Source organism: Populibacterium corticicola, from assembly GCF_042683685.1.
Taxonomy (GTDB): domain Bacteria; phylum Actinomycetota; class Actinomycetes; order Actinomycetales; family Cellulomonadaceae; genus Timonella; species Timonella corticicola.
On the sequence record NZ_JBHUOP010000006.1, the window covers coordinates 70898 to 86201 of the forward strand.

Consider the following 15304-nt stretch of genomic DNA (forward strand, 5'->3'; position numbering starts at 1 on the left):
GGCTGGTTCGCCCTGCCTTGGTCATCTACGCGTTGTGCGGGATCTGTAGGGCTGCGGCGTGAGGGGTCGGTACCGGTCGGCGTCAGCGCGCGTTGACCAACTCTATGTCGCTGCGCGCATCTGCGGTGTCTTTCTCGTCCCGTGCGAGTAATTCCGCAGCCTTGCGGGTTCGGCGACGGACCATCGCCCCAAAGAGGAGACCGAACAACAGGAGTATTCCACCAGCGATACCCAGATACATCAGGAAACGTGCACTCTCAGCACTCTGGACCACGAGTCCTTGGTGCAGCACAATCGCCCCGATACTGTCATCATCACCCGCGAAGTATCGTGTCGGTAACTGGCCAATAGGCTCCGCGAGCGCCCAGGCTGCAAGGAGCCCCGTGCCCACACCGACGAGGAGCCACGGCCTGCGCCGGGCAGAGGCAAGTCCGATGGCAAACGCGAGTCCAGCCACGACGGGCAGGATCAATCGGAGCATCTTGCCGCTTTGATACGTGGTTTTCAGGTCCTCGACCAGGTACGCGTCAACGAAGCTCACGTTCAGGTCAAGTTTCTCTATCAGATCGTCCATGAGCGGTACGCCGGTGGATTCGGTCATCCAGGTGTCGCGGAAGCTCCCAAGATCAATATCGATGAGGTCACGCGCATTGTTGGTGGCGCCCTCGAGGGTGTCGATCATCGTGGTGTGCACCGAGGTGTTCGCTTCCATCCACGCGCTCTTCGATTCACTCGCCGCAACGCGTTCCTTCACATATGGCGGTAGCCAAGAACTCATGAGCTGTTCAATCTGCGCTGGGGTGTTGAAGTTCCAGACATAGTCGTGGAATTCTTCCGGGAGTCGCTCATAGGCGTCGGGTGAGTACAGTTCGCTGTTCAGCATCTCAGCGAGGACTTCGGGCGGGTACTGTTCCCAGATCGCAGCGAGGATTGCCTGGGCGATCTGGTCCTGTAGCGCCTCTTCCTCGTACGCCTCGAAGGCAACGGCGGAATAGTTGGCAGGCTGGACAAAGGTAACCCACGCACCAGACAGCACGGACCAGGCGATGAGCGCAAGCACCGTGACCACACCACTGACCACTGCGATGGTGTTGCGCGTGTATCCGAACCAGCGTGCTTTTCCAAGCCCGCGCACCATGTCTTTCACGTTGCGTCGAGTGGTGTCGTCTTCAGCATCGGGCGAGAACTTGATGGCTTCTATCGGTTGTTGGAACTCCGAAAGCCCGGTTGTCTTTTTATCTGCCGACGATTCTCCACTTTGCCATGAATAGCTTGGGGTGGGTTCTGGACTGGGTGGGGTGGCAGGTACGCTGTTCGCTCCCGGCACAGGTTCAGATGTGGCCTGCTCCGGCGGCTGTGGCGGAGCGTCAAACACGGGGATGGCATGCGAGGGCGTTTCAGCAGCAGCCATTCCGGGAGGCGCAAAGCGCGAATAGTCCGTGGTGGCATCCTGCCGTTTCTCGTCTTCGTGACCGGCCATCGTTTTCCCAACGTAGACGGCAGCACACGACTGCCGGTGTTTTCCGCCTTCAACCACTAGAGGATACGTTACGGACAAAGTAGCGCAGCGGAGTGTGGGGGTTTCGCGAAGCAAACACCCAACCCAGCGCAACGTACGAAAGTTCGTAACCAACAAGCACATGTCGTGAAGTGGTCAAATGTTACTGACGGGAACAAAGCCCTAACACCATGTTAACCGCAGTTGTAGCCTGTTTCACCGAGCGTTCAAGGATGCTAGTCGCCGTGTGGGTAGGATCCGCCAAGCGGCCGTGGCGATTGCCGTGACGATCAGAATCGCTACGCCGACGGGCACGCCGTAACCGAGACCCGCACTGGAATGGGTAACCGCCTCGTCGGTGATGTGCCGGGCGACTTGGGCGGTCAGGGTGTCGCCGGTGAGCACCTCGGGCTGTGCGAAGGCAATGTAGAGTTCGATGATCGCCGGCAAGAAGGCCGACGCGATGAAGGCAAACCCCGCAGCGCAACCAACGAGCCAGCGCTTGTTCGACGGTGCCAGCACGAGTGCGGCGATCAACGCAAGCACCCCGAGGATGGGGGCCCACGTGGACACGGAACCGATGACCGAGTATCCGGTCCGCAGGGCGTCTACCTGTTCAGCGGTCAGGATCGGGATCTCTACTGGATTGTCCTGAAGAGCCCTGCTCACCAGGGAGAGTACCTGGCCGTCCACACCACCGGTGTCCGCACTGTTGACAGCCGCGCTCAGGTCAATCGCGATGTCCTCATCTGCTGTGGCGGGCTCTTGCAGTGCTGCAAGCAAACTGGTGTGGGCCTGGCTGTTCGCACTGACCCATACACTCTGGAAGTCATCGGACGCGACAAACCTGTTGACTGCGCTGGTCAGCGCTGGGCGTAGGCGTTCTTCGAGTTGCGTGGCAATGTCGCTACCCGTGACGCTGCCGATCAGATCGTCGAGCGCTCCAATCCAGCCATCGCGCCGTCCTTCCACAAGTGAGGACACATCGACCCGTTCCAGGGCTGCGTTGGTCACCTCGTCGGCTACGGCCTCCTGGATGTTCGGGTCTCGCCCGAGATCGCTGACGAGCGAGACATACGATTCCCGATCAGTGATCGTGTCGAAGGCCCATTGCGAGGCCAGGCCCAACGGCGTGGCAAGGACGCCGAGAAGCACGAGGGCCACCACGACCATTCCACGGCCAAAGGTACGTCCGCCGATAGTCAGGCCATCCGATGTATCCGTGTTCGTAGTCCGCTGCGAACCCGTGGCCTTTTTCTCCGACGGATACGGCTGTGCCGCCGACTTCTTGACGGACTTCCTGCCTGGCGCAGATTTCGATGATGTCTTGGTGGTCGCGCTCGTGGATGATGTGTCTTTCGCGCGTCCTGTGCCGGTCGATTCTTGCGTCACCTGAAACCTCCCGGCCGGGGCCATATGCGTGCTAGCGGATACGCCTTACAGCGTACCCGCTAGCTGTGCAGGCTACTCGCCGCTGTCAGTTGTTTCACCTCGACGTCCCGGAAAACCACCCATACCGCTGCCGCCCTCGGTGATGGTCGTCGCGGTCACACCACTGTCGGTGCTCTCGCCCGTCGCGGTGATGGAGTCGCCTACGGAAAGATCGGACACGCTTCCCTCCTCTGTCACGGTCACGGTGGTGTCCGAACCAACTGTCACAGTCGTGCTTTCTCCATCTCTGGTTTCGATCGTGATCGTGTCTCCGTCGATCTCGGTGATGGTTCCTGACGTGAACCCACCGGACATTGCACCAAGTTGTGGATCGTCACCTGTTCCGCTGCTCGGCTGTTCCCCTCCCGAGCCGCTAGGGCGGCTCATCCCGCTGGGACCACCACCTGAAAACGCACTGCCCGAATCGTCGGCAGTCTTGTTGCCGACGATGAGACCGCCGCCGAAGAGCGCTGCGCTCGCCACTACTGCCACGAGCACTGAGGTCACCGTGATTTTCCGGCGCGGTGCCGGTGGTTCTGAGGTGGTGCCGAGGGTGGTTGGTGGGGCAGCCAGTAGGTCATCGGGGTTATTGCCTGGCGACGATTCGGTTGCGTTCACGGGTTCACCCGAGCGTGGGAGGGGCTGGGTGGGGTCGGTGTTCTGAGACATCGGATGCCTTCCTATTGTGAGTTGTGGGTTGCTTGAACTGAGGATTTTGGGGTGGGCGCTAGTCGTGCCGCAGCGCGTCCACGGGACGCATGCGCGAGGCGCGAAGTGCCGGGTAGCCGCCGAAGATCACGCCGATTGCGACGGATACCGCGAGTGCCAGGAGTACTGTCGACGGGACTATTTGCGGGGTAACGCCCATGATCGTGAAGCGCGAGCCAAGGTAGGCGGCTCCGACGCCGAGTGCTCCACCGAGTAGGGAGAGCAGGGTTGCCTCGATGAGGAACTGGGTGAGGATCGTTCCTCTGCGGGCACCCAGTGCCTTGCGGATGCCGATCTCCCGGGTACGTTCGGTCACGGTGACGAGCATGATGTTCGTGACGCCGATTCCACCGACCACGAGGGAGAGCGCGGCAACTGCCGCCAGCATTGAGGTAAACGTGTCGGTTGCCGAGGACTGTGCGCTGAGTAGTTGCGATTGCGCGCTGATCGTGAACGGGGCGTCGTCACTTGAGCTGACGCCCAACTGCTCGCTGAGGATGATGGTCGCCTCTGTCTGGGCTTCCGTGACGTCTTCACTTGTGGTTGCCGTCAGTGTGATCGTGGACAGCGCACCGTATCCGGCAAGTGAGCGTTCAAGTCTGGTCAGGGGCATGACCGCAACGTTGTTCGTGGAGGTCATTCCCGAATCGTCCTTGGCGGCAAGTACCCCGTTGACGAGGTACGGGGTTGTGCCGACGATGACCTGTTGTCCGACAGGGTCGTCGGTTCCGAACAGGGTTTGTGCCAGTTCTGCTCCGAGCACGATGACCCTGCGGGAGGTGTCGTAGTCGTTTTGGGTGAATCCGATGCCTTGGGCCACGCTTGAGGCGGTGGCCTCAAAGTAGTTCGGGGTGGTGCCGATGATGCTCGCAGAGGTGGAGGTGGTGCCAACGCTCAGGGTTGCGCTGCTCGAGCCCTGTGGAACGACCGTGTCGATGTGCTCACCGCGTTCGCTTTCCTCGAGTGCCGTGACCGATTCCATCGTGAGTGCCTGCGATCTGGTCGCATTGGAGCCACCCGAGGATGAGGCGCGGACGGTCAGTTGCTGTGAGCCGAGCGAACCGATCTGTTCGGTGACGTCCTGCGCCGCGCCATTTCCAACGCCCACAAGCAGGATGACCGAACCCACGCCGATCAGCACGCCCAACAGGGTCAGGAACGACCTCAACTTGTTGCTCGCCATGCCCCGCAGTGCAGAGCGGATGACTTCGAGGAAGCTCATGCCGCAACCACCTCGGCGCGTGAGTCGAACACGATTTTCCCGTCCTTCATGCGCAGGATTCGTCGGGCCCGTGCGGCAACCTCGTCTTCATGCGTGATGAGCACGATCGTTCGCCCTTGATCGTTGAGTCGGTCGAAGATGCCCAGCACGTCCGCGGTGGACTGTGAATCCAGGTTTCCCGTGGGTTCATCAGCGAGAATAAGTGCCGGGGCATTGACCAGGGACCGGGCGACCGCAACGCGCTGCTGCTGTCCACCTGAGAGTTCGTTGGGCAGGTGTAGTGCGCGCTCGCTCAACCCGACCATGGTGAGAGCCGCCATTGCACGCTGTTTGCGTTCCCTCGCGGGGACTCCCGCATACGCCATCGGCATCTCGACGTTCCCCAGTGCGGAAACCCGTGGGATCAGATTGAACGACTGGAACACGAAGCCGATGTATCGGTTGCGGATCTGCGCCAGTTGGTTCTCGCTCATGTCCTTCACGTTGATGCCGTTGATCAGGTAGTCCCCCAGCGTTGCGATGTCGAGGCATCCGAGCAGGTTCATCATCGTGGACTTTCCCGAACCTGAGGCGCCCATGATCGCAACGTACTCGCCCTGATCGACCGTGAGGCTCACACCGTCGAGCGCTCGTACCTGCGAGTCCCCGTCACCGTAGTGCTTGTGCAGACCGTTGATCTGGATGACGCTCATCCGCGGCCTCCCCCACCGTTACCGCCAGGGAAACCTCCGGAGGGTGCATTCCCTCCGCTGGGGAAGTTGCTGCCTCCCGGGAACCCTCCCGTGCCGGTACTGTCCTGGTTCGAGGTGGTCTCGCCGACTGCCGTGTCCACGGAGATGAGCAGGTTGTCGCCCTCGGCGACCCCAGAGATGATCTCGGTCATCGCATCTCCCTGGACTCCCAGGACCACGTCCGTGACGGTTTGGGTGCCGTCATCAGACACAAGGGTCACCGTTCCCGTCGCGGTTCCGTCCTCGCTGGTCTCGGTGACTGTCACCGCTTGGCTGAGCGCTGCCAAGGCGTCCTCGGCGGATGCGGTGGTCACGGTGAGGCTCGCCGTCTGCCCAATGCGGATGCTCGCAGGGACATCAGTCAGGGTGACGGTCGCACCGAAGGTCACCACGGAACCGGAACTCGTGCCAACTGGATCAATATGGGTCACCTCGCCAGTCAGTTCAACGCCCTCGACCGCAGGGAAGGTGACGGTCGCCTGCTGCCCCACCGCAAGGGCGGACGCATCTGCCTCGTCGAATGACGCATTGATGACCATACTCTTCGTGCTGGAAATGGTGATGAACCCGGAACTGGATGCACCACTTGAGGATCCTGACCCGTCACCCGTTGAGCCACCGCCTGAAGCCGACGACGATCCACTACTCACGGAGTCCCCCACCTCACCGTTGATCGCCGTGATCAATCCAGCCATTGGAGCAGTCAGGGTGGTGTAATCGCTCAGAGCTTTGGCCTCTTCAAGGGCCTCTGCTGCCTTGGCGAGGGACTTGTTTGCCTTCGTCAGCGTACTCTGTGCACTCTCAACCTTTGACTGCGCGCTGGAGACCTGCTGCTTCGCCGAGGAAACCGAAGTCCCCGACCCAGATTGTGTGGAACTCTGCGTACTCGACTCCGAAGTCGAGGTTGTCGTCTGCTGTACGGAACTGTCACCACCCGTCGTGGTTTGAGTCGACTGTTCATTCTTCGCAGCCGCGGCGGCTTCTTTCGCGGCCGCCTTCTCAGCGGCAGCCGCTGCCTTCTCTGCGGCCTTCTGTTCAGCAACCGCCGTGGTGTAATCGGTTTTCGCATCCGCCAGATCGCTTTGCGCTGACGTTAGCGACTTCTTTGCCGAGGCCACCTCATCGGCCGCTTCCTCGTAGGTTTCCTGAGCCGCGTCAATCGAGTCTTGCACCGAGTCACTGGTGAGCGTCGCAAGTACATCACCCTTGGAAACCGTGTCGCCAACCACGACATCGATCTCTTCAATATCACCGCTCACCTCGAAATCGACGGTACGGGTCTTCCCTGCTTCGATGTTGCCCTGGGCGGCGATCGTCGAACTGACGGTTGTCTTGGTCACTGACGCTGTGCGCACCGTCTGTTCCGACGATTCAGCACTTGCGCCATCGTGCGGGGTGACAAACCACCAGACTGCGACTGCGATCAGGATGAGGGTCGCGATGAGCGCCCCGTTGAGAATTTTTCGTGAGGCCATGCCCGCTATCTTGGGCAAACGGCCTATCTGCCGCGTAAGCACAACCTGTGAGCGACCTTAGAAAGTCACGGCACCGCAGTCGACACGGCACGGGCGGATACACATTCACGCGTATCCGCCCGACGCTTTCCCTACGTGTTGCCGCCCGTGTTTTCTTCCGTGCCGTCTTCCGTGGTGTTGTCGCCACTCGAGTTCCCGTCGCTCTGACGGGAGTCACTGCCACGGGTGCCGTTTTCCGAACTGCGTGGACTGCTACCCCGTCTGCTGCGTTCTCCATCCCCGCCACGAGATTCTCCGCCGGAACGCGGTGTGGTCTCGTCCGAGCCGCCTGGGCGGCTTACCCCGCTGGGACCGCCACTGTGAGAGCGGGAAGGGGAGTCGTCGCCAATCTGCGTGCCTACGAGTAGGCCCCCTCCAAACAGCACGACGCCTGCCGCTGCCCCGGCGAGGGCTGTGACCACGGCTGGCTTTCTGCTGGGTTTTGCCACCGGTGCGGCGACAGGTTCCAGAGGTGTCTCAGTTGGCGTTGAGGGTGCTGGCACTTCGGCGGCCTTCTCGGGCTCCTGTGGCTCGGGCGTTTCTGGGGCCTTGGTGTTCTCGGACATCGGATACCTTCCTGCCTGGACGTCATCTTGCCGCGGCTGCGGCGAGAGATTGTGTCCGTTATCGTGACTGGCAGGTCTGGCTGTCATGTGGGTGCTGGCTGTGAGCATCCTTTGAAACAGCAAGCCCACTACACAGCCGAACTCAGCCCGCTCTAGGCTGAGTTCGTAGGATTTTGGCTGGGTTCGATCCATCTGCTATTTCAACTCGATGTGTCGAGCACCCGCTCTACACGTTCGACTTTGCCGTCGAGTTCACCCGTATGAACCGGACGGATATCGGCTTTGATCACGAGCGAGACGCGCGCTCCGCCCTCGCCAACGACCTCCGAGGCACGCTTGATGACATCCATGCACTCGTCCCACTCCCCCTCGATGGTCGTGAACATCGCATCGGTACGGTTGGGCAACCCTGAATCACGCACGATCTTGACGGCTTTAGCGACCTGGTCGGTCACGGACTCACCTGCGCCAAGCGGCGCGACCGAGAATGCGAACAGTGCCATGTTTACCCCTTATGTTTTCCGACGATTCGGCAAGTTCCAGCCTACTCTCTCCTTCCAGCGCAGGTCGTAGCAGTGATACTTCCAAACAAACATCAACAGACACGCATATGCTGCAATACCAAAGCGTCAGTTTCCCCTCGGGATATTCCAGCACCATTCGAGAACATGATGCATCTCCTGCGTAGGTTTCCGCTGACCTGCCCACTACAGTAGGGTGGCTTACTCCCTAAATCGGGGTGAGCCACCCTACTGTAGTGGGCTATTCGATTTTGATTCCTCGGACTCGAACAACGGCCACGACTGCTGGGAGCAGCCCTAGCGCAATCGCCCCTTCGACAAAACCGGACAATGTTGTTGGTAGCGCCCCTCTCACAAGTCCCGCGAGGCAAGCTAGGAGTACAGCCCAAATTACGACGCGTAGCATAGCTTTACGTTTTGTAATCTGCGCAGTACGAACCTTATGAGAGATCCCATCGAAATAGATACCGAACACAAAGAAGCAGAGCGCTGGTGGAAGAATTACGTAAGGAACACCAAACATAATTCCGCCTATCACCATCGCTATCTCATCCGCCGTGGCGGTAAATACTCCACCGAGGAAACTCACAACCACTACTGTAACTGGGGTGAGACACGACAATGCAGACCACACGATGTAACCACCAATACGTGCGCGAGAATCTTGCTCAGTAGTTTCCGTCTGGACGGCCTTGTGTGAAGCCATGTCTCTATAGTGACACGTTCAATCGAGTTTCACAGGCTGGTGCTACTGCACGCCCGAAGAGACACAACTCGTTGTAAGACTTACTACTGTAGACAAATTGCCACTCACCCCAGCCATCGACATCGAAGTAGATCTCGTGCATTGGCATCGTGTCATGCGACCCCTTAACCGTTGTTCCTCCCCGTTTGAGATAGAAGCCGATGTCAGCATCAATTGCGGGTGCAAGCACGTGCAGTGGGTTGGATGCAGAATTTGTAAGAATCCACTGCGCCGAGGTGTTTGAGGTGTTCTGGCTTCGGATGTTCAAGTCTGATAATGGAGCTGTCCCTGTTGCTTGCTGTACACAGTTACTCTTCCACGGAGTGCTGCATGCGTATTTATGTGTCGTACCCATCCATTCTTGGTAGGTAAGCCCGTGATTAGAGCCGAACCTGACGGTCACATCCTGACGGTAGCGATGCGATCCATTTGGGTCTGGTCCACGGTTATCACCCGAGAAGAACTGGAATGGGCGAGTAAGACTTCCGGTACTACCGGGGGCCCCAATTAAGGCATCTGGAATGTAGGCTTGGTAACGGAAACGCATGTTTGGCCAGTCATCCCCAACACCTTGAGTGGAAATTCCATTGGTTGACTCTTGCGCCTGAACCTTCATGATCACAATTTCCGCAAGTGACATACTCGCACGAGTCTCATCACCAATCGCATGCGATGTATCCACAGCGGAATCTGTGAATGCACTCATAAGAGGGAAATCCGGCATTTCGGTTGGCGGGAAACTTACGCCGGTACTCCATATGTCAGAAGGCGTTGAACCTGATCCCCCACAACCTGCGGTGTTTGAAGAGAGCGTATTCACTGTATAGAAGTACTGATTTGTTCCATCAGCTACCACATCAGTTAACGAATTATCGCAGGTGATACCGATAATTGTTGTTGTCGACTCATCCGGGATTCCACCAGTGATAGGTACGGCAGAGCGGGTCACTATTCGTGGGAGATCAGTGCCGCCGATAAAAGCCAAGTGTTTAGTGGTGTCCGCTTGAGTGCTTGCTACAAGAACCTCTTCAGTGTCTGTAGCGATGTCACTGATCCGCACTTGCAGTGAACTGAGGATGGTCCCACTCGCATTCTCTGCAGCGAGTGCTACGGGTCGCGTTTCTCCAGTGATTGTGATTGATGTCGAGGAAGAACTACCAACTTCTGATCCTTCATTGTCATACGCTTTGTAGGTCGTTGCACCATCCAGCGCAGTGTAATTGACGGTGAAGTTAGTGGAGGTTGCTGAAGCATCTGTCACGCGCCATTGCGGAACTGCGGGGCTGGTTGGCTGGTTGGAAATGATTGCGGAAGGATTAATTGCTGAGGAGTCGGTTCCGACTACGTGAATAGAGGTAAGAGTATCCCGTGTGATGCTGGATAAGGCCATCGCCTCCGAGTAACTGAGTGGCATACTGCCAGTCGTATCTGCAACGATACCGGCTGCGGCAAGAGTACCTATGTCCGTATTCGTAGCGATCGTGTATTGAGTGATGTTTCGACCGTTGTCCGAGAACGGGGCACTCAACTGGACAGGGTAGTCTGAGGATAGTTCCATCCAATGGAGGGTCTCAGATAACTGTTCGTCGAGCGCATCTGATAGGGAAAAGTGCTCCCCAACACCGATGACCTTTTCGATACTTGCATCCGTCAAGATCAAGTTGAGAGTGTCAATGTCCTCGCTCCCGTCAAGGAGCAGGAGCGCAGAGGCACTACCAAATGCGAGCAGCGAGGCGACCCTTATCGAATCAGCGTCGTCACTGTTTCCTAAGATGATACGCGGCACCGAGGCACTAGCGTCAGAGGCTGCCGACCATTCTAGGCTTGAATCTGCTTCGTGTGTGGTTGAGATCGTGTATCCATCACCGGTCAAAGCGGTTCGAGTCGCTTGGGTGATCGCGCCTTCGGGACCGACTAGTTCGATATCTTCCACGTTGAGTGCGTCAACGTTTTGAAGCAGGGTAGTTGTGGAATCCGGCTCACTAAGCGCAATGCCCCCAGTGATGATCGCATTAGCCACAGCTTGCGCATATGCGGTACTGTCGCCAGTGGGCGCAAGGAAGAGCGTTCCAGTGTGGACCGAGACTCCATTCGCTGCCTCGAAACTGAGTTCCGCAAGGTTAGACCCGGTAGTGGTTTGAACTGTGGGTGATTGAGGTAAGTTCATGAGAACTGGCGTCTCGGCTGACATAGCACCCCACGATGTAACAGCGGTGGTGACCAGCAATATTGTGGCCAAACTGGCAATAATCGGTGATCGCAAAGATTCCCCCTTTGTTTTGGTTGTCCTTTACCATGCTAGGGAAGAATCAAGGATCATTCTTGGTGAACGATTGGCTAGTTTTCCCCATTGAACCAGAACCTCGAATATGACAGCCGCAGACCACTGGACAATTTTAGTCTTAGCCACTAGTTAGATAGTGCTGGGAGTCGTTGCATGATCCCGGTGAAATCACTCCTTCCATTTCTCGCCAAGGCACCGTCCAATCATCATCGTTAGCACTTCCAGCGCAGGTCGGAGGGGGCCGCGAACGGGGTCAGGCGGTGAAGCGTCGGCAGCCGGGTCCAAGAATTTAGGGGACCATCGTCATCATGCTGGGTGAAACAAATAATGGTATGGCCAAAGATGTCGATAGGGTTCGCAACAGTCCCCACGGGCCAAAGGCGGCATCATGAAGCGTTTCTCCTCCCTCTCGATCTTCCATAAACTCCTCGTGCTCGTTGTAGTCATGGCGCTTGGAGTCAGCGCGATCACGGCTGTTGCCGTGCTCCGCTCGGAATCCAGGATTATGCAGGAACGCCGAGGAGCGACCGAAGCGGTCGTCCAGACCGCTCTCGGTACGGTCGAGTTCTATGGAACCCTGGTGCAAGACGGCAGTCTCCCACTGGAAACAGCCCAGGAACGTGCGGCCTTGGCCATTGGGAAGATGCGATATGGCCAGGACAACCAGGAATACTTCTGGATCAATGACATGGCTCCGGTCATGGTGATGCACCCCATCAGGCCCGAACTCGAGGGGCAAGACCTGTCCGACGACGTTGACCCCAACGGTAAACATCTGTTCGTGGAGTTCGTTGACACCGTACGCGACCATGGCTCAGGGTTCGTTGACTACCTGTGGCCGAAGCCAGGCCACGATGACCCTCAACCGAAGATCTCGTATGTCGTGGGGTATGAACCGTGGGGCTGGGTCATCGGCTCCGGAATCTATGTTGACGATGTGCGCAGCGAGGCAGTCCAAGATGCCATCGGAATTATCGCTGCCGGCGCTGTCATCGTGGTTCTTCTGTTGGGCATCTCGTTGGTCATCTCACGCGGTGTTGTTCGACCCATCGATCATGCAATCACCGTGCTGTCGCAGGGCGATGCAGATGTTCGCCTTGATGAGGGGTCGGGTCGTACCGAGCTTGAGCGGCTGGCGATCGCCCTGAACGGCGCGTTGGACCGTAGCTCACACGTCGCGACACAGGTTCGTGCCGCATCGGCAGGTCTGAACCAGTCCGTCTCCTCACTGGTGTCGAGCGGCGACCAACTCATTGAGGCATCCGGTGAGGCCACATCGCGTTCTCACGCTGCCACTGAGGCAGCTCAGTCGGTGAGCAGTGGGATCGACACCGTGGCGGCAGGCACTGGTCAGATGGGAGCCTCGATCTCGGAGATCTCCCAGAACACTGCCGAGGTCGCTCGCATCGCACGCCAAGCCGTGGAGGCAGCGGAACGCACCAATCGCACCGTCGTGGCGCTCGGTGAGTCCTCGGCCGAGATCGGCATGGTCATCAAGACCATCACGTCCATCGCCGAGCAGACGAACCTTCTCGCACTCAACGCGACGATCGAGGCTGCCCGTGCCGGGGAAGCTGGAAAGGGCTTTGCCGTTGTGGCCAGCGAGGTGAAGGACCTTGCCTCCGAGACCGGACGGGCAACGGGTGACATCGCGCAGCGGGTTGAGAGCATCCAGGCCGCTGTCGCTCAGGCCGCCTCTGAGATTGAGGACATCTCGACCGTGATCGGCCAGATCTCTGACTTCCAGCAGACGATCGCGAGTGCCGTCGAGGAACAGACCGCAACCACCGCCTCGATGTCCAGCACCGTCGCACAGGTGGCGGAGAGCGGTCGCGATGTCGTGCAGATCCTCTCGGACGTTCTCGGGGCCGCCGACCAGACCGCAGCACAGGTCGAGTTGATCCGAACCGCCGCCGACGAACTCTCGCTCATGTCCCGCCAGCTGACCGATGCCGTCTCCGCAACCCATGATTGAGACGTCGGGTTAGTACATGGCTCCGGTGGTGGACCTGCGAACGTGAGAGCGGGCATGCTCGACCGCAGGCGGGAGCTCGGTGAACAGATGGTTCACGTGTCGCAGCGAGTTGACAACGCCTACTCGCTGGAAGATACGCAGGTGTTCCTTTCGGATTCCCTTGATCAAAACGGTAATGCCCTTGCGTTCAAGGACGTTGACGAGTTCCGTCAGCGTGCGAGCGCCGGTGGCGTCGACAAGCTGCAGTTGGGATAGCCGTAAGATCACCACCTCGATGCCCTCGTATCGCTCGATGCGCTCAAGAATCCCCTCGGCAGCGCCAAAGAACAGCGAGCCCTCAAGCCGGAAGAGCGCGATCTTCTCGTCACCGGGCTGAGGCTCACCGCGTAGTTCCTGACGGTGGATACCACTCGCCCGGCTGAGCGCCCGGAGAGCGAAGAAGGCGGCCGCTGCAATCCCGATTCCTACTGCTATCACTAGATCGAAGGTGACCGTGACGATGATCGTGAGGATGAATACGGCGGCGTCGGGACGAGAAGTTTTGGTGACTTCTTTGATGGTTGCCACGGAGACCATCTTCCCGGCGGTCACCATCAAGACGCCTGCAAGAGCCGCAAGGGGTATGTGGGACACCACAGTCGCGGCCAGATAGACCACCGCAAGCAAAGAGAGCGAGTGCACAATCGCAGCCACCCGCGTCTTTGCCCCTGAGCGCACGTTCACTGCGGTTCGTGCGATAGCGCCGGTTGCAGGCATCCCACCAAAGACACCCGATGCGAGCGAGGCCAATCCTTGCCCAACCAACTCACGATCTGCATTGAACGGGCCGGTGTCTGCCATCGAGCCTGCCACACGTGCAGAGAGAAGCGACTCTATGGCAGCAAGTGCGGCAACCGCGAAGGCCGGACCAATGAGAGCGTAGACGAGCGTGAGGCTGAGCTCCGGCAGGTGCGGGGCAGGAAGTGAGTGAGGAAGTTCCCCGATGGTCTCAAGCGGGAGTCTGAACAGGGCAGCCACGACCGAAACAGCCACAATCGCGATGAACGAGGCCGGTATCCAGCCGTTGAGTCGGCTCAGCACAAGCATGATGACCGCAACGGCTATCACCACCATGACCGAATAGAGTGCTTTTCTCGGGTCAGCCTCCGTGATCGATTGGATGGCTGCGATGATCGAGTTTGTGTGGTGGCCCTCGCCAGACACACCAACGGCGCTGGGCACCTGTTGCAGGAAGATGATCACTCCGATTCCAACCGTGAATCCCTCGATCACGGGCCATGGGATGTAGCTCACCGTGCGGCCAAGGCGCAGCACTCCAGCCACCACGAGGATAGCCCCGGCAAGTATTCCAACCACGAGAACCGAACCCGCACCATGTGTGGCCACTATCGGGGCAAGCACCACGACCATGGCGCCCGTCGGGCCGGAGACCTGTACGTTCGATCCGCCAAACACCGCCGCGACGATTCCTGCGACGATTGCGGTGATCAGCCCTGCCTCTGCCCCCACACCGGAACTCACACCGAAGGCAAGTGCGAGCGGGAGGGCAACGATGCCCACGGTGATGCCTGCGACGACATCGCTCTTCCAGCTGGTCCGTAGCGCGCGGTAATCGACAGTCGAAGGCAGCAACGCCCCAAGTTTTCCCATGCCCTTGCTCATCGTGCTGCCGGAAGTTCTGGCAGGTGCTGAACCGTTGACTGCTGTTCCTGCGAACTGCGCAGCAGTTCCGCAAGCAGTTGTCGAGCAACCTTGAGCAAGTCTGCCACCTGCGGGAAGGCCAGGCGATAGTAAACGATGCTGGCACGACGCTCAGAGCTGACGAGGCCATAGCGACGCAGCACCGAAAGATGCTGGGACAGGTGCGAGGCCTCGAGTCCCGTCTCAACGATCATGTCCGCGACGGATGCCTCATCTGTTGCGGAAAGTATTTCTAAGACTCTGATCCGATACGGGTGTGCGAGGCCTTTGAACAGGTTCGCTTTGATCTCGTAGAGGGGTTGTTCACCCGTTTTAAACACCGCGGTCTTCTTTCTAGCCAGCACTGATTTAGCGAAATTATGAATTGATGAATCCATCATATCGCGAGTGCTCTAGGACTTTGTGCCA

General features: G+C 58.8%; 13 protein-coding genes. 1 reads left to right on the forward strand and 12 read right to left on the reverse strand.

Annotated features, from left to right (window positions below; genetic code table 11):
• Positions 1–82: 82 nt before the first annotated feature.
• The 10 genes from ACFSYH_RS13245 to ACFSYH_RS13290 form a co-directional block, all read right to left on the reverse strand.
• Positions 83–1480 (reverse strand): hypothetical protein, encoded by a 1398-nt coding sequence (locus tag ACFSYH_RS13245; RefSeq protein WP_377467579.1) that lies wholly within the window; start codon positions 1478–1480, stop codon positions 83–85.
• Positions 1481–1714: 234 nt separating this feature from the next.
• A complete protein-coding gene (locus ACFSYH_RS13250) occupies positions 1715–2890 on the reverse strand; it encodes a hypothetical protein (RefSeq protein WP_377467581.1) in 1176 nt (391 codons plus the stop codon).
• A gap of 72 nt (positions 2891–2962) precedes the next feature.
• Positions 2963–3598, reverse strand: a complete 636-nt coding sequence (locus ACFSYH_RS13255) for a hypothetical protein (RefSeq protein WP_377467583.1) — start codon at positions 3596–3598, stop codon at positions 2963–2965.
• A 58-nt stretch (positions 3599–3656) separates the two neighbouring features.
• Positions 3657–4859 carry an ABC transporter permease gene (locus tag ACFSYH_RS13260; RefSeq protein WP_377467585.1) on the reverse strand — a complete coding sequence of 401 codons (1203 nt, stop codon included), beginning with the start codon at positions 4857–4859 and terminating at the stop codon, positions 3657–3659.
• Entirely contained in the window at positions 4856–5551 is a 696-nt protein-coding gene (locus ACFSYH_RS13265) for an ABC transporter ATP-binding protein (RefSeq protein WP_377467587.1), read from the reverse strand. Before ACFSYH_RS13265 ends, ACFSYH_RS13260 begins: the two co-directional genes overlap by 4 nt.
• Entirely contained in the window at positions 5548–7065 is a 1518-nt protein-coding gene (locus ACFSYH_RS13270; RefSeq protein ID WP_377467589.1) for an efflux RND transporter periplasmic adaptor subunit, read from the reverse strand. The genes ACFSYH_RS13265 and ACFSYH_RS13270 overlap by 4 nt, the downstream gene beginning before the upstream one ends.
• Before the next feature lie 131 nt (positions 7066–7196).
• The gene (locus ACFSYH_RS13275; protein ID WP_377467592.1) at positions 7197–7670 is read right to left on the reverse strand and encodes a hypothetical protein; all 474 of its coding nucleotides are present in this window, start codon (positions 7668–7670) and stop codon (positions 7197–7199) included.
• A 200-nt stretch (positions 7671–7870) separates the two neighbouring features.
• A complete protein-coding gene (locus ACFSYH_RS13280; protein WP_377467594.1) occupies positions 7871–8173 on the reverse strand; it encodes an MTH1187 family thiamine-binding protein in 303 nt (100 codons plus the stop codon).
• Positions 8174–8432: 259 nt separating this feature from the next.
• Complete coding sequence (locus ACFSYH_RS13285; protein WP_377467596.1) at positions 8433–8897, reverse strand: hypothetical protein; 465 nt, start codon at positions 8895–8897, stop codon at positions 8433–8435.
• A gap of 4 nt (positions 8898–8901) precedes the next feature.
• A complete protein-coding gene (locus ACFSYH_RS13290) occupies positions 8902–10956 on the reverse strand; it encodes a DUF3238 domain-containing protein (protein WP_377467598.1) in 2055 nt (684 codons plus the stop codon).
• A 652-nt stretch (positions 10957–11608) separates the two neighbouring features.
• Here ACFSYH_RS13290 and ACFSYH_RS13295 point away from each other — a divergent pair.
• Positions 11609–13195 (forward strand): methyl-accepting chemotaxis protein, encoded by a 1587-nt coding sequence (locus ACFSYH_RS13295; RefSeq protein WP_377467600.1) that lies wholly within the window; start codon positions 11609–11611, stop codon positions 13193–13195.
• Between the two features lie 9 nt (positions 13196–13204).
• Here the strand turns inward: ACFSYH_RS13295 and ACFSYH_RS13300 are convergent, their stop codons facing one another.
• Both ACFSYH_RS13300 and ACFSYH_RS13305 read right to left on the reverse strand, forming a co-directional pair.
• Positions 13205–14857 carry a SulP family inorganic anion transporter gene (locus tag ACFSYH_RS13300; RefSeq protein ID WP_377467602.1) on the reverse strand — a complete coding sequence of 551 codons (1653 nt, stop codon included), beginning with the start codon at positions 14855–14857 and terminating at the stop codon, positions 13205–13207.
• Entirely contained in the window at positions 14854–15216 is a 363-nt protein-coding gene (locus ACFSYH_RS13305) for an ArsR/SmtB family transcription factor (protein WP_377467605.1), read from the reverse strand. Before ACFSYH_RS13305 ends, ACFSYH_RS13300 begins: the two co-directional genes overlap by 4 nt.
• Positions 15217–15304: the final 88 nt, after the last annotated feature.

Bases quoted from the DNA above. Each gene is read 5' to 3' on its own strand.
- ACFSYH_RS13300 (WP_377467602.1), bottom strand. From the start codon at position 14,857: ATGAGCAAGGGCATGGGAAAACTTGGGGCGTTGCTGCCTTCGACTGTC.
- ACFSYH_RS13275 (WP_377467592.1), bottom strand. From the start codon at position 7,670: ATGTCCGAGAACACCAAGGCCCCAGAAACGCCCGAGCCACAGGAGCCC.
- ACFSYH_RS13295 (WP_377467600.1), top strand. From the start codon at position 11,609: ATGAAGCGTTTCTCCTCCCTCTCGATCTTCCATAAACTCCTCGTGCTC.
- ACFSYH_RS13285 (WP_377467596.1), bottom strand. From the start codon at position 8,897: ATGGCTTCACACAAGGCCGTCCAGACGGAAACTACTGAGCAAGATTCT.
- ACFSYH_RS13270 (WP_377467589.1), bottom strand. From the start codon at position 7,065: ATGGCCTCACGAAAAATTCTCAACGGGGCGCTCATCGCGACCCTCATC.
- ACFSYH_RS13265 (WP_377467587.1), bottom strand. From the start codon at position 5,551: ATGAGCGTCATCCAGATCAACGGTCTGCACAAGCACTACGGTGACGGG.
- ACFSYH_RS13255 (WP_377467583.1), bottom strand. From the start codon at position 3,598: ATGTCTCAGAACACCGACCCCACCCAGCCCCTCCCACGCTCGGGTGAA.
- ACFSYH_RS13260 (WP_377467585.1), bottom strand. From the start codon at position 4,859: ATGAGCTTCCTCGAAGTCATCCGCTCTGCACTGCGGGGCATGGCGAGC.
- ACFSYH_RS13245 (WP_377467579.1), bottom strand. From the start codon at position 1,480: ATGGCCGGTCACGAAGACGAGAAACGGCAGGATGCCACCACGGACTAT.
- ACFSYH_RS13280 (WP_377467594.1), bottom strand. From the start codon at position 8,173: ATGGCACTGTTCGCATTCTCGGTCGCGCCGCTTGGCGCAGGTGAGTCC.